The sequence below is a fragment of the Gemmata algarum genome (assembly GCF_034097035.1).
GTDB lineage: Bacteria > Planctomycetota > Planctomycetia > Gemmatales > Gemmataceae > Gemmata > Gemmata algarum.
Genome location: NZ_JAXBLV010000175.1, coordinates 70,213 through 85,162, shown reverse-complemented (window position 1 = coordinate 85,162; position 14,950 = coordinate 70,213). Strand labels below are relative to the sequence as shown.

The following is a 14,950-nucleotide window of genomic DNA, read 5'->3' as shown; positions in this document are numbered from 1 at the left end:
GAGTGTTCACCGCAGAGGGCGCGAGAGGGTGCAGAGAAAGAACGAGTAAGAGAACGCGCTTGATGCGCTGGTGTTTTCTCTCTGCGCCCTCTTGTGCCCTCTGCGGTGAATCGCACTCTTCGGTTCGCTTCCGCTTGGAACCCGTATGATTCGCCTCATGTCGTCCTCGCCCCCGCCGACGTTCACCGTTACCGCGCACCCGCGGGCCGCGATCGCCGGTCGGGTCGCGGACCTGGCGGCGTTCGTGCGGCACTCGGCGCCCGAGGTGCCGCTCAGCAAGCACCCGCTCTGGCTCGACGTCCTGCGGTCGTCGCTCGGCCACGAGGTGTACGCGCTCGAGGCCACCGCCAGCGGCCGCACGGTGGGGTTCTTGCCCCTGGCGTGCGTGGACTCGGTGCTGTTCGGGCGGTTCCTGGTCAGCCTCCCGTACCTGAACACCAACGGCGTCATCGCCCCCACGGCCGACGTGCGTGCGGAGCTGATCGCGCGGGCCGCGGGGCTGGCCGACGAACTCAACGTGCGGCACCTCGAGCTGCGGCACGAGGCCCCGGTCGCGCACCCGGCGCTCACGGCGTCGATCACCAGTAAGGTCCACATGCGGCTCGCCCTCCCTTCCACGCCGGAGCGGCTGTGGAAGGGGTTCGACACCAAGGTGCGGAACCAGATCCGCAAAGGCGAGAAAGGCGGCTTCGCGGTGACGTGGGGCGGCGCGGAGTGCCTCGACGGGTTCTACGACGTGCTGGCCGAGAACATGCGCGACCTCGGCTCGCCGGTGTACGGGATCGAGCTGTTCCGGACGATCCTCCAGACCTTTCCTGGCGACGCCGAAATCTGTCTGGTCCGCTCCGGCGCGACCCCCGTCGCCGCGGCGCTCCTGCTGCACGGGTGGGGGGTCACGGAGGTGCCGACCGCCTCGTCGCTGCGCGACTACAACCCAAGCAACGTGAACATGCTGATGTACCACGCGCTGTTGCGGCGGTCGGTCGAACGCGGGCAGCGGGTGTTCGACTTCGGGCGGTCCACCGCGGACGGCAGCACGTTCAAGTTCAAGAAGCAGTGGGGCGCGGTGCCGCACCCCGCGGCGTGGCAGTACGCGGTGCAGCGGGGCGAGGTCGGCGAGATGCGGCCCGACAACCCGCGGTATCGGCTCGCGATCCGCTTGTGGCAGAAGCTCCCCGTCGAACTAACACGGGCCTTCGGGCCGCGGATCGTGCGCGGCATCCCGTGACCCGCTTCCGCTGTTGTGCGGCTCTCCTCTCCCCCCGCACCCATCCCCCCGCGACACGCCCCGCAACCGGCTGCACCTGTTAATCGGTGGCCGAGAACTTAAAACGCACGGGCCGCGATTTGCGTTCTAGAGTTGTTACCGGTAGCGTTTTGCGCGTCTGGAGGGGCTTCCCGTGGCTATCGGCGCTCACTATTCGTCCATCCTGGCACTGCTCCAGTCACTCCCGGGCGCCGCGTCACCGGCGCTCGCCCAGGCTGCCGCGGCGCCGCCCGTGAGCCCGCTCCGGGCCATCCTGCTTGGTACGGCTGCGGCGGGCATCGACACGCACCTCGGTCAGTCGATCGACGTGCTGGCGTAAGCGCCGGGCGAGAGCCCTGTGAGTCGCATCTCCGTTCATGCATCACAGGTAATTGAAAGGGGTTCAGTTCACTCTACTTAGTACCGTGCGATCAAGGCCGGCATTTCTCTTCCGGTACTGTTATGGCTTCGGTCGAGCACTGGTTCTCCGGGCACAGACAGACAGACAGACAGACGGAATTGTCCAATATGCACTTTATTGGGCAGACGTTCGACCGCAGCCGGAAATTTACACAAGAAAGCGCATTGTTCTCCCAAAGGAGGCGCGTTAATCTGCCCCTGATCTCCAAGCGCTTAATCAATCAGTGAGTAGGCTGATCAATGCGAGAATTGATTAACGCCATCGCGGCCACATTTCGCCGTGCCGTGCCGAATCCCCGAATGCGCTGGCCTCAAGCGCCAAAGGCTCAGCTCGGGTTAGAACAGTTCGAGTCGCGCGAGGTGCCAGCCGCGCTTACATGGACGAATGCTGCGGGGAATTACGACTTCTACACCGCCTCGAACTGGGTGGTGAGCGGTACGAACCTCACGGCAATGGCCGCGCCAATGGCTGGCGACGACGTAACATACGACGGGAGTGTGTCCAGCGCCAATTGCACTAACCTTGGCGTCCTCCTTCTCATCGGGACCGGGGGCGGCACGATCAACGATCTAGACGGACCGGGCGGCGGCACAGTCATCATCACCCCGCCGTCCGGGGCCACGGGGCTGAACTCGCTGCGCCTCATCAACGAGTACGCAGGCACCGTTAGCATCATCGCCCCGCTCCAGGTCGGCACGTTCACCCTCTCCGCCGCGCCCACCGGGGCCATCGCGCAGCCGAACGGCAGCAACAGTGCCCTTACTGTCACTGATAATTTTACCTGGACCAGCGGCACGCTCAACAATTCACTGAACGGGGCGAATGTGTCCCTCTCTGGTGCGGCCGGGACAATTAACCCTGGCGCGGGCAACTCCATCACGACCGGCAGTTCGCTAATCCTCAATCCGCGGAATAATTCCGGAGCTGCGCTCGCGTTTCTTCCTGGAGAAGTGATTTGGGCCACTGGGTTCGGCCTTGAGGCCAACAACCTGTGTCAGGTCGACGTCAAGCCAACCAACACGGCGACCGTCACCACCAGCGGCAACGCCGACCCGGACGGACCAAAATTCGTGTTTAATACCGGTTCATCGCTGGTGGTCAAAAAATCGGCCGCAGCTGATGGAGTGGCTCAATGGAATGGCTATCGGCTTATTCTGGAGAATAACGGCGGGCACGTGACCTTTTTCCCTCTGACAAAGAGCAGCTTTGGCCCAACTGGTGCGATTGCCGAAGATAAGGCGTTCGTTCGACAAATCGCCGGAACATTCGAGATCTATAAGAACGCAGAAGTCGCTGCGCAGGCACAACAACCAAATCAGCAAGGCGCAGCGAAAGCGTTCATGGAACTGAGTGGGGGCACACTCTTAGCCCGAAATCCCGAAATCAATAGTATCGGTTCCGCCAGACTCATCGGAAATCTGCGGTTTTCTGGCGGACAAATTGGCTTCGCAGGTGTCAGCGCATTCTTTGAAGTCGATGGAAATGTAAAGTGGACGGGTGGGGTATTCAGCCCAAGACTGAACGTCACCGCGAACGAAGACAGCGATTTCTGGCTAATCTCTGGTGAACTGGACATTCCGAACTCCGCTGCGGTTCACGTCCAGCCCGCCACTTCCAATTACACCCCACCCCCACAAGGAACGGCGATCAACCTGAACTTTCGATGGCAAGTAATCAAATTCGACTCCGTCAAACTTGCCCCTAACGCAGCCCCCCCCGAGCCCAGAAACGGTTGCCGGTAACGCTGAGATGGAATGGGATGTGAGAGTTTCTAACGGAAAAATCGTTTGGAAATTAAAAGCTAAGTGAGCTGAGGTTGCACATCACGCTATTGTTCGTCGCCCGACTTGGAGTTCTCATGAATGGCGCAGCTCTTCGACAACTCGGCGTTGTCCTCGTCGCGGTTCTCGTGTTCGGTCACCCAGGAGCGTTCGGCGCGGACGAGAAGCAACCCGGACCGAACGACGTGCCCCAAGTGATTCGCAGCTTACCCGAGGGCGATGAGGGACCGGCATCGGGCCTGCGAACCGGAACGGTGAAGACGCTCGGCCCAGGTTCGATCACGGTCGAGTTCACCGAGCCGCTAAAAACAACGACGTACAACACCGACGAAACCGGACGTCTAATCCAGACCACCCTTAATGTTTACCCACCGCTGCCGGCAACGGAACTGAAGCTCACGGCCGACCTTGCCGCCGGGAAGTGCATGAACATACCCGGCCTGGGCACATATCGTGCCTCGGATGTGCAGGTCGGTGACCGCGTGGATCTGGAGTACGCGCGCTCGCAGGCGGGCGTATGGACGTGCAAGAGCATCTCGATCGTGCGCCGACCTGGCGGGAGCGTGCCCAAAGCAATAGCCGACCCGTCGGCCCGATTCCGTGGTTACGCGTGGCACGAGTACTGTCAAGCGTATCAGGACTTTGAGGAGAGGGGTATCACGGTCCCGCTCCGGTTCCTTCCGGACTACGCGGACCGAATCGCTCCGCTGTCTCGCAACCGCCCCGACACCGCGTGCTGTCGGACCCCGACCCATTCCGAGGGCCGAACCCTAACCCGCTTTTGCGAGCGGGTTCCTTGACGCCCCGAACTCGCTTGTAACGCCTTCCGCGATCCGATCGGCCCCCGGCCGTCGCCGCGCCGCCCGCCCCTGCGCGACGCTGGCGTCGGCGCCAGTTTGGGGCGAAGACGCTCGTGTCCGTGCGGGTCTATGCCCACCGACGCTTCGGAACTCATGTCGCACGGACTCACTAAAAGTGACCAACCGTTCTCGCCGCTCGACCCAACGTGAGCGGTTGCCAGCCTCAATGTTCTGGGCTGCGCGTCAACACATTAACACGAGCCACACGCGTTCCTCGAACCGCACGCGGCGCCTCGCTTTTGAGGCGCGTTCACTGGCACGTGAAAACGGCCACTTTCGTCACCGTTATTCTGGTCTCGCAGCAACGTCCGACACCATTTGTCCGGTATTTCCCGCAACTTCCGCACGCCCGGTTGCCTCGCTTCTGTTTGTAAACTTTGCTTGATCGTGGATACACAACCCGAAACTTTTCCGCATCGGTGGGTGGGACCGGTGGGCAAGGCGACGGTTGTCCCGGTCGCGCCGGCAGACGTTCGGCGCGGCCGTCAACAGTGATCGCTCGCGGAGTCACGCAACACTATGGGTTCTTCCCGCCGGCTCGTCCTCGTCGCCAACGACCCGCGGTTCGCCGCGATGGTACAAGGGCACCTGCAGCGCGCCATTCAACTGACCGTTCCGGTCGTCCGGTGTGAGGACGTGCCGAACCTGCTCACGCCCGAAACCGACGGCGACCTGCTGCTGCTCGCGTCCGAGCCGTCCGACGCGGCCGCGATCGAAACGGTGGTGCGCGAGACCAAAGTCCAGCACCTGCCGGCCGTGCTCTCGGTGCTCGAGAGCGACGCGGCCCGCGCGAGCGGGAAGTTGGACTGCCTGAACGCGTACCTCAGCGACCGGTTCGCGTGGCCGCACCACTCGCGCGAGCTGACCGCGTGGGCGCACCGCGGGTTCGCCCCGGGCACCCCGTTCGCCGACCCCGCCGCCGAGGGCACCACCGAGACCATCCGCCGGCGGCTCATCAACCACACGCCCTCGCTGACCACGATGGTCGAGCAGTTGTGCATCGCCGCGGCGCACGACGTGACCGTGCTCATCGAGGGCGAAACCGGGACCGGCAAGACGTTCCTGGCGAAGCTGGTTCACGACTGCTCCGCGCGGCGCGCCAACCGGTTCATGGTGGTCGCGTGCGGCGCGCTCTCGAGCAACCTCATCGCGGCGGAGTTCTTCGGCCACGCAAAGGGCGCGTTCACCAGCGCCGACGCCGCGAAGGTCGGCAAGTTCGCCGCGGCCGGCGAGGGGACCATCCTGCTCGACGAGATCGACACGCTCGGGATGGAGCACCAAGCGAACCTGCTGCGGGTGATCGAGACCGGCGAGTTCGAGCCGGTGGGCAGCAACGAGACGCAGGTGTGCAGAGCGCGGATCGTCGCGGCGACCAACTGGAACCTCGCCGACGCGGTGGAGCGGCACTCGTTCCGCCGCGACCTGTACTACCGGCTGCACGTCATCAGCTTCCATTTGCCGCCGCTCCGCAACCGGCCGGAGGACATCGCCCCGCTGGTGCGCGGGATGGTGGCGAAGTTCGGCACGAAGTACAGCAAGCGCCTGTTCGGGGTGTGCCCGGAGGCGCTGCGGGTGCTGGAAGCGTTCCCGTGGCCCGGGAACATTCGCCAGCTCGAGAACGTGATCCAGCAGGCGGTACTGACCAGCGCCGGCAACGAGCTGAAGCTGCACCACCTGTCCCCGCAGGTGCTCAACCGGGTGGACGCGCCCGGCGGCGTGGCGGCGGTGCCGAGCGGGTTCGACGGCACACTGAAGCAGACCCGCGAGGCGACCGAGCGGGCCAACATCCTGCGCGCCCTCGAGAAGGCGAACCAGAGCCGCACCCGAGCGGCCCAGATGCTCGGAGTGAGCCGGGTCACGCTGTACAAGAAGATGAAGGCGTACAAGCTGCTCAAGGAGAAGGACGGGCCGTTCGGGCTCCCGTTCGACGAGGTCAACCCGCGGGCCGGTAGCGTGTGACCGCACATTTCTTGCGCGACGGCTCCGACCGCCCGTCTTGAGCCGAAACTTCGCCCGTTAAACCACAACCGGCTCGGTAGCCGGGACGGCACCCGAATTACAAAAAGCTCGAGCGCCCGGACTTTTCCATATCTTCACAATTTATTCATAAACTGCTGCTATCAAATACGAACTTCTCCACATCACACGTGCGACGCGATCCCGAGGGGTGTTGTGCCCGAACCCGAATTGCACTATTTCTGTAAACCGCTGGCCCTGCGGCCGGCGGCACACGTCATCGATTTCATCACTGCACAACAGTTGCTCGCCGACGAGCCCGCGTGTCAGACGCTTTGGGAGCTGGTGAGCACGCAGTTCCGAACGCGGAGTAAGTTCCTGGCGGTGTGGGCCGGCGTGCGGTTTGTGACGCTGCACCGCGACGCGGACGGCCGCGCCGACGGGTTCCTGCTGGTGAACGCACCAGTCAACTGGCAAATCGACTACGTGGTGGTGGCACCCACAGCGCGCGGGCAAGGTGTCGCGTCGGCGCTGGTAGTCGAGACCGTGAACCAGGCGTTCCTGCGCGAGGTGCCCTACGTCATGCTAACGAGTAAGGCGAGCCTGCGACCGCTGTACGAGGCCTGCGGCTTCGTTCCCGTCGCGGCGCCTGAAGCGCTCGCAGCACCGGACGGCCCCGCGGCGTACCGTGCGCTCACCCCCAAAGGGTGACACCGCCGTTCCGGGGCGGCGGCACGAAGGTCGCCTTTCCACGAGCCTGACCCATCCGTTACACTTTTGATCCGCCCAAAGCGGAACGGAGTCCTCAACCATGTGTGGCATCGTCGGCTTCACCGGGACGCGCGAGGCGTCCCCGATCCTTCTCGAAGGGCTGCGGCGGCTGGAGTACCGCGGGTACGATAGCGCCGGGCTGGTCACCGGGACCGGAAACGAGTTGCACGTTCGTAAAAAGGCCGGACGGCTCGCCGAACTCGCCAAGCACCTGGGCGCGCACCCGGCCCCGGGATGCCACGGGATCAGTCACACCCGCTGGGCCACCCACGGCGGCGCCACCGACCGCAACTCGCACCCGCACTTGAACGCCCGCAACGACATCGCGGTCGTCCACAACGGCGTCATCGAGAACTATGCCGCCCTCAAGCACCAGCTCCAGGAGAAGGGCGTCGCGTTCCGTTCGGATACGGACACCGAGGTGCTGGCCCATCTCATCAGCCACTACTACCACGGCGACCTGGCCGCCGCGGTGCGCCGAGCACTCGCGCTGGTGAAGGGCACTTACGGCATCGCGGTGATGGCAAAGGCCGAGCCAGGTCTGATCGTCGGGGCGCGGCTCGGCAGCCCGCTCGTCGTCGGGGTGGGCGACGACGGCACGTACCTCGCCAGCGACGCGAACGCCCTCGCCGGGTACGCCGACAAGGTCGTGTACCTCACCGACCGGCAGATCTGCACGCTCAACGAAACCGACTGGGAGATCCGCGACCAGGACCTGGCCCCCGTGTCGGTGTCGGTCAGCGACATCGGCGCGTTCCTGGGCACCGGGGACGCGGAGCGGGGCGAGTTCCCGCACTACATGCTGAAGGAGATTTACGAGCAACCCGAGACGCTCGCGAACGCGATGCGGGGCCGGCTCGAGGCGGACAACGCCACCGCCCACTTCGGCGGGCTGAACCTCAGCGCCCAGCAGCTCCGCCAGGTAGACCGCGTCATCATGACCGCGTGCGGCACCAGCTACCACGCGGCGATGGTGGGCGAGTACCTGATCGAGGAACTGGCCCGGGTGCCGGTGGAGGTCGAGTACGCGAGCGAGTTCCGCTACCGCAACCCGCCGCTCGACCGCCACTCGGTGGTGCTGGCGCTGACGCAGAGCGGCGAGACGGCCGACACGCTGGCGGCGTTGCGCGAGAGCAAGCGCATGGGCCACACCACGCTGGCGATCTGCAACGCTGTCGGCAGCTCGATCGCCCGGGAGGCGGACGGCGGGGTGTACCTGCACGCCGGCCCCGAGATCGGCGTCGCGAGCACGAAGGCGTTCACCTCGCAGGTGTGCGTCCTCACGATGCTCGCGCTGTACCTGGGCCGCACCCGGCACCTCTCCAGCACGCAGGGCCAGCGCATCATCGAGGACCTCCAGGCGCTCCCTGAAACCGTGCGCCGGACCCTGGATTGCCACGACCACGTGAAGCGGGTGGCGGAGAAGTACGCGCACGCGAAGAACGTGTTGTACCTGGGCCGCCAGTACCTGTACCCGGTCGCCCTGGAGGGGGCGCTGAAGCTGAAAGAGATCAGCTACATCCATGCGGAAGGGTACCCGGCCGCGGAGATGAAGCACGGCCCGATCGCGCTGGTGGACGAGAGCACGCCGAGCGTGTTCCTGGTGCCCCGCGGGAACGTGTTCGACAAGGTGATGTCGAACATGCAAGAGATCAAGGCCCGCGGCGGCCCAGTGATCGCGGTGGCGGGCGAGGGCGACCGCGAGGTCGCGGCGCTGGCCGACGACGTGATCCCGATCCCCGACGTGCCCGAGTACCTGCAACCCATCGTCACCGCGATCCCGCTTCAGTTGCTCGCTTACGAGATCGCGCTCCTGTGCGGGTGCGACGTGGACAAGCCGCGGAACCTCGCCAAGAGTGTCACCGTCGAGTGACACCACCTCTCCAGCCGCGCCGGCCCGCGTAGCGTGCCGGCGCGGGGCCAAATACCGCAAATTACTAAATCACTTCTCGCGGCGAAACGCTGTCGCTTTGCGACGCGCCGCCGCGTAGATTTCCTGCTCGGTCGATCTGCGGCCCAGGCAGGCGAACCCTTATCAACACATCCCGGACGGCCGGGAAACCTTACGAACCCCGGTTGCTCGCGATGCAGACCGCTCCGCTCCCTGGCGCGAACGCGCGCCCGCGCTGGTACCGTGTGGCCCGCGTCGCCCTCGCGCTGTGCCCGCTCATCGCGGTCCACCTCGCGCTGCTGGCGATCCCGTTCGTCGAGTTCACCGTCTGGTCGGTGGTCGCGGTGGTGGCCGTCACGCGGATCATGGGGCTGGGGATCACGGTCGGGTTCCACCGGTACTTCTCGCACCGCTCGTTCAAGACCTCGCGGTGGTTCCAGTTCCTGCTCGCGTGTGCCGGCAGCACCGCGCTTCAAAAGGGGCCGCTGTGGTGGGTCATTCACCACCGGCTGCACCACCGGCACTCGGACACGCCCCAGGACCCGCACTCGCCGGTCGTCGGCGGGCTGCTCCACGGACACGTCGGCTGGCTGTTCACCCAGGACCTGAACGCCCCCGATCACCGGATCGCACACGACCTCACGAAGTACCCCGAACTGGTGTGGCTAGAGCGCCTGTGGATGGTGCCCGGGCTGCTGCTGGCCGCCGCGTGCTACGCGGCACTCGGCTTGAACGGACTGGTGTACGGGTACTGTCTCAGCGCGGTGCTGGTGTTCCAGGTGACGTTTGCGGTGAACTCGATCGGGCACGTGTGGGGTGCCCAGCGATTCGACACCGGCGAGGGGAGCCGGAACAACATGGTGCTCGGCTACTTGGCGATGGGCGACGGGTGGCACAACAACCACCACCGCGCCCCGTACTCGGCGCGGCACGGGTTCGCCTGGTACGAGTTCGACATGGCCTACCGGTTCATCCGCCTTTGCGCGCGGCTCGGTCTGGTGTGGGGCATCAAGGAGCCGCCCGCGGCGCTGCTCGCCGGCGGAACCGCTCCGGAACCGGAAGAAGCCGCCGAGCCGGCCGGCACCGGCGCGTAAGCCGGTGCGTGGTGCCGCTCCCTTGCCAGTAGTTTCAAGTGCTCGAAGCGTGATGAGGCCGGTAGCGGGCGGACGACGCCGAAGTCCGCCCGCCGGCACGGGCGGGTGGTACCCGTGGTAAGTTCAAGTCCGAGGCAGCGGGCCTCACTCGGCGATCCGACGAACCGGCACACGACGATCGGTCTGATCCGGGAGCCGCAGGTCGGCCGGGATCAGTTCGGGGTGAACGGCCCACGATTTCTCAATGACCAGCGGTTGGCCCGGCACTTCCCCTTCCTTGCCGCCGGGCCGTTCTGTGAGTTCGTCCGGAATGCCGTCGCCGTTGGTGTCCTTCTCCAGGCGAACAACCCGACCATCAACGAACCAACACCACGTTGCCTCACACCCCGGCACCCGGTCCGTGTGGCGCAATTCCGACCGCAGTGGGCTGTCGTCAGCGCGGTACCATGTCACCTCCGATGGCGTGTGCGGACCCGCCGATTCGTGTCGCAAACGGCTACCGTTCGCTCGGTAGAGTGTGAACGTGTGCGGCGCCCCCTCGTTCCCGTGCCCGTCCCCATCGCACTGCACCTCAACGAGCACCTTGCCGCCGCGGTACCACCGCCGCAACGTGTCACCTTTCGGACTGGTCGAATGGGTGTTCAACCGCATCCCTTGTTTCTCGGCCCACTCGGCTGTGGCCTTCAACTTCTCAGCCGGGTCCAGGGTATCCAGCCCCCGCGCAAGTTCGCCCGCGCGCACGGGATCGATTTCCCAACCGACGACCTCGCGCCAGCGGTCGTCGGTGTGCCGAACGGCCTTCCAAAGCGCCGCCCGCTCCCAGGTGATACGCCGCTCCAACCGGTCGTGCCGGTCGAACCGCACGAACCCGTCATCGACCTTCGGGTAGAAGACGATGTACCCGGGCCGGTCGCCGTCCGCCCCGAAAGAGACGTCGATCCGGACGCCGGTGCCGAGCCGGTACGACGCGGTGTGCGATTTGTCCGGGGCACCGATCACCCGAACGCCGCCGGTGATGAGCCAGCGCGGCTCGGTCGTCATGAGCGCGTACTCTTTTTCGACCGGCTTGAACGGTTCGCCGAACAGCGCCCGGAAGTCGCGCTCCCGCCACCGCATCATGCGATTCCGGAGCGCGTCGGCCTCGACCCCCAGTCCCTGAATTTTGGGTCCGCCCGATCGGCCGCCCCAGTCGCTTTGTGGGTTCGAGACGGGCATAATGCCCTCTGCCGACGCGGCCGCCGACAGCAAGCAGAGTGCCCCGAACGCAATCAGCCGCGATCTGCCCATACGCCGTTCCTCCGGAACCACTAGTCCGTCCATCTTGGCGGTGCGCCACCAGCCGGCCTCACGCAGGCTTCCCGCGGAGCACGTACCAGCAGAAGCGGGCGGCGAAGAACTGGCCCGCCGCGCCCAGAACGCCCAGGGCAGTCACACCGATCGCAACCCGCCGCACCCACGTTTCGACCTGCCGCCTCGTGTCCGCGACTTTTGCCCGGGTCGCGGTGACCGCGGCGCCCATACGGTCCGTCAGCTCACGGGCCTGCGTCAGGCCCGCTTCGATCGTGTTCAACTGGTCCGCGGTCGGCGCCCCACCGGGTGCCACCGGGATACCGAGCACCGTTCGCGCCTTCTTCAGGTCGCGGGTCGCGGCGTTCAGATCAACGCGGGTCTGTTCGAGCTGCTCCGGGCGCACCCGGAACCAGTTCTGGAGCGTGGAGTCTTTGTCGAACAGTTCCAGCGCCGTGTTTGCCACCACGACCGCGTCGGACGCGGTGGCGACGGCGGCGGTGGCGCGGTCCACCGACCCGGCCAGTTCCTGGGAGGCGTGCCGCGCGCCGAACCGCACGAGCGGGTTCACCGGCTCCGCCGGCACTGCGGCCGTACTCGCCCGCGCGCGGGCGAGATCCTGTTCCGCCTGCGCCAACACCTCGCGAACGAACCCGATCCCGTGGTCCGCCGCGTCCGCAGCGGCGTTCGCCCGGCCCGCCAGCGAAGTCGCGTGCCGGCCCGCCTCGGCCTTCGCCCACCACACCCCGGCCGCCGAACTTGTGAATACCAACAACCCGGCAAGCGAGACGAGGAGTCCGGCCGCGGCGAGCACCGAGCGAACGAACCGCCACATCGCGACCACTCCCGAAGGATCAACGCACACCGAATCGGGTGCGACTTCACAACCCGTAGGCAGACCGTCGTCTGCGGAGCGCGGGCGCCCGCCGAAGGGGCGCCGTGAAAGTACGGAACGATTTGTGCCTAAGCGGCCCCACCCAGCAGATGGCAGCGGCGCTGTGTCACACGTCGAACGAGAAAACCGGTTACTCACGCACGCGGTAGATGAAGAAATGAGTTGTTCGCGCGACCGGCGTTTGCGACTTGATCCATTCGAGCCGCGCCTTGTGCGCGGGGGTCGGAGCGGGGTTGTTGCTCAGGATCGCGACCGACACCGCAAGGTACTTCGTCGGGCAATGGGTCGGCACGTCATCGCTCCCGGTCAGCGGGATATGACTCAGGTGCAGCCACACGACGGGCGGGTATATCGTGTCCGGGTCGGTGCCGAAGTACCACAGCCCGAGCGGCTCGTTGTTGTTGTGCTCCGCGTTCCACCGGCGCAGTTCGGGCAGCCCCTGCCCCCAGTCATAGTTCGAGTCGTGCAGCAGCGCGTCTCCCGCTGGCGTCCCGCCCCAGAGCTGGTTGAAGTAGCTCAACCCGTGAGGCCAAACCCACGCGGCCGTACCGACAAGCGCCGCCAGTGACGCCACGACCAGGGGCCGCGGCACGATCCGCGTACCCACCCGCCGCTCGGCCCACCCGCGGGCAATCGCCGCGGCCACAGTGATGTACGTCAGCGCCATCAGCACGAACACGAACCGGATGCCGATCTGCACCCGGCAGTTGGGCGTGAAGGCCAGGAGCACCAGCGCGACGCCGGCGGTCGGGAGCAGCAACCGCCGCGGGTGCGTCACGAGCGCCGCCAGGAGCAGCACGAGCGCCGGAACCGGCACCTTCATACTCAACGCGACCGGGAAATACGCCGGGGTGGCGCGCGGGTGCCACGCGCCGAGTAGGTACGTCCCGTGCCCGCGGATGTTGTGCTTGATCTGATGCAGCAGCGCCTCACCCGCGTTCGTAAAGATCTTCAGGTTCTGACTGACCGGCCCCATTACCTCTTTCAGTCGGCCCTCGGGCAACCCGCTGGCCCACTTGATGAACGTCGGCTCGGTGCCCCAGTCCGACCCGCAGTACGCGAACACGAACACGAAGCCGACGAACGCCGTCGCCACGAGGTCTTTGCGGAACTGGTACGTCGCGTGCCAGAAGTGGGTTGCGCGGCGCCAAGCGGAGCCGCCCCCCGGTGGGGTAAGGGCACCCACCCGCGCGAGGTTCCAGAGGCCCAGCACGAACAGCGCCTGCGCCCCGAACACCATCGCCGACGCCTTCGCCGTGATCGCCAGACCGTACAGCAACCCGGGAGCGAGCACCCGGCGCCTCCAGCGCGCGTCCGGCGTGCAGCAGTAGTGGGCGTGGTACACCAGCACCAGCATGAGCCCCAGGAGGGCGGTGTCGGTGGTGGCGAGCGCCGCGTGCCCCAGGAAGTTGGGATCGCAGCCGACCAAGGTGACGGCGATACGACCGCCCCACGCCCCGCCGAACGCCCGTCCCAGCCGCATCGAATACGCCAGCGCGAGCCACCAGAAGACGAGGTTGGTCGCCCGACAAACGGGCAGAACGGTGTGCAACTCGAGCACCGGGTCGAACTCGCGCCCGCGGTGCTGCTCCCAGAGGTACGCCGGGAGCGTCTGCACGTCGATCGGCAGCGGCATCGTGCCGGCGCGCATCAGCAGCTTGTTGCTGCCCGTGCGCCAGCTCGTGAGCCCCGCCTTCACGTACAGCGGTTCGTCGAACGTGGCGCCGAGTTGGGCCGCGGCGGTCACGCACCACACCGACGACGCCACACCGACCGCGAGCAACCACAGCGCATCCGCCCACCGGCCCCGCATGTCGGTCTCCGTGCCGCGCCCCAGTTTGGGTAGGATGCGGGGAATACCGCGCCCCGTCCCACCGGGCAAGCCCGAACCGGAGGCGATCCGCGGGCCAACCGACCGGTCAGCGCACCAGCTCGAAGAACAGCTCCTCCAGGTCGTTCTGTTTGTACATCTCGCGCAGCTCGTCGAGCGTCCCGCACGCCACCAGCCTCCCCTTCGCCATCACCGCGACCCGGTCGCACAGCCGCTCCACCTCGCGCATGATGTGCGTGGAGAAGATAATCGTCTTGCCCCGGTCGCGAAGCTTCTTGATGTTGTCCAACACGGCCCGCTGCACCAGCACGTCGAGGCCGGCGGTGGGCTCGTCGAAGATCAGCACGGGCGGGTCGTTCACCATCGCCCGGGCGATCGAGAGCTTCTGCTTCATCCCCGTGCTGAGCTTCCCGCCGCGCACGTCCCGGAACGTCCGCATCTGGAGCGTGTCGAACAGCTCCTCCATGCGCTGGCGCAGCTCGTCGGGCGGGACTTGGTGCAGCCGGCCGTAGTACTCGACCAGTTCCCACGCCGTCATCCGGTCATAAACGCCGGTGTTCGCCGAAAGGAACCCGACGTGGCGGCGCACCTCGCCGGGCTCCTTGACGACATCGTACCCCGCTACCGTCGCGGTCCCGTCCGTGGGCGTGAGCACCGTGCAGAGCATGCGCAGGGTGGTCGTTTTGCCGGCCCCGTTCGGCCCCAGCAGGCCGAACACTTCGCCGGGGCGGACGGTGAACCGCAAGGCGTCCACGGCGGTGACGCGCAGCCCCCCGGGGCCGGTGAACCACTTCGACAGATCGCGTACTTCGATCATGCGCGTCCGGAGGGCAGGAAGGAAGGTCGGGAGTGCGGGATGAAAAACGAAGCGTGAAACGCCCGAGTCAAAAAACGAGCGGCCGGAACGACGACACACG

Annotated in this window: 12 protein-coding genes; 8 read left to right on the top strand and 4 right to left on the bottom strand. The window is 66.2% G+C overall.

The genetic code is table 11. The features are described from left to right. Positions 1–145 precede the first annotated feature (145 nt). From R5W23_RS13765 to R5W23_RS13730, 8 genes are all read left to right on the top strand, one after another. Positions 146–1,228 carry a FemAB family XrtA/PEP-CTERM system-associated protein gene (locus tag R5W23_RS13765; RefSeq protein WP_320686803.1) on the top strand — a complete coding sequence of 361 codons (1,083 nt, stop codon included), beginning with the start codon at positions 146–148 and terminating at the stop codon, positions 1,226–1,228. A gap of 172 nt (positions 1,229–1,400) precedes the next feature. Continuing rightward, a complete protein-coding gene (locus R5W23_RS13760) occupies positions 1,401–1,586 on the top strand; it encodes a hypothetical protein (RefSeq protein WP_320686802.1) in 186 nt (61 codons plus the stop codon). A gap of 320 nt (positions 1,587–1,906) precedes the next feature. Further along, complete coding sequence (locus tag R5W23_RS13755; RefSeq protein ID WP_320686801.1) at positions 1,907–3,409, top strand: autotransporter outer membrane beta-barrel domain-containing protein; 1,503 nt, start codon at positions 1,907–1,909, stop codon at positions 3,407–3,409. 116 nt (positions 3,410–3,525) lie between these two features. Further along, positions 3,526–4,248 (top strand): hypothetical protein, encoded by a 723-nt coding sequence (locus tag R5W23_RS13750; RefSeq protein WP_320686800.1) that lies wholly within the window; start codon positions 3,526–3,528, stop codon positions 4,246–4,248. 579 nt (positions 4,249–4,827) lie between these two features. Beyond that, positions 4,828–6,267: a sigma-54 interaction domain-containing protein gene (locus tag R5W23_RS13745; protein ID WP_320686799.1), complete on the top strand. Its 1,440-nt coding sequence runs from the start codon at positions 4,828–4,830 to the stop codon at positions 6,265–6,267. 213 nt (positions 6,268–6,480) lie between these two features. After that, on the top strand, positions 6,481–6,975 hold the full coding sequence (locus tag R5W23_RS13740; protein WP_320686798.1) for a GNAT family N-acetyltransferase: 495 nt from the start codon (positions 6,481–6,483) through the stop codon (positions 6,973–6,975). 100 nt (positions 6,976–7,075) lie between these two features. Next, positions 7,076–8,908 (top strand): glutamine--fructose-6-phosphate transaminase (isomerizing), encoded by a 1,833-nt coding sequence (glmS, locus tag R5W23_RS13735; RefSeq protein ID WP_320686797.1) that lies wholly within the window; start codon positions 7,076–7,078, stop codon positions 8,906–8,908. 212 nt (positions 8,909–9,120) lie between these two features. Beyond that, a complete protein-coding gene (locus R5W23_RS13730) occupies positions 9,121–10,020 on the top strand; it encodes an acyl-CoA desaturase (RefSeq protein ID WP_320686796.1) in 900 nt (299 codons plus the stop codon). 144 nt (positions 10,021–10,164) lie between these two features. Here the strand turns inward: R5W23_RS13730 and R5W23_RS13725 are convergent, their stop codons facing one another. From R5W23_RS13725 to R5W23_RS13710, 4 genes are all read right to left on the bottom strand, one after another. Then, the gene (locus R5W23_RS13725; RefSeq protein ID WP_320686795.1) at positions 10,165–11,307 is read right to left on the bottom strand and encodes a hypothetical protein; all 1,143 of its coding nucleotides are present in this window, start codon (positions 11,305–11,307) and stop codon (positions 10,165–10,167) included. Positions 11,308–11,365: 58 nt separating this feature from the next. Then, positions 11,366–12,142: a hypothetical protein gene (locus R5W23_RS13720; protein ID WP_320686794.1), complete on the bottom strand. Its 777-nt coding sequence runs from the start codon at positions 12,140–12,142 to the stop codon at positions 11,366–11,368. Positions 12,143–12,332: 190 nt separating this feature from the next. After that, positions 12,333–14,015, bottom strand: coding sequence for a hypothetical protein (locus tag R5W23_RS13715; RefSeq protein ID WP_320686793.1), 1,683 nt, complete (start codon positions 14,013–14,015; stop codon positions 12,333–12,335). A 106-nt stretch (positions 14,016–14,121) separates the two neighbouring features. Further along, complete coding sequence (locus R5W23_RS13710; protein WP_320686792.1) at positions 14,122–14,850, bottom strand: ABC transporter ATP-binding protein; 729 nt, start codon at positions 14,848–14,850, stop codon at positions 14,122–14,124. Between the last annotated feature and the right edge of the window lie 100 nt (positions 14,851–14,950).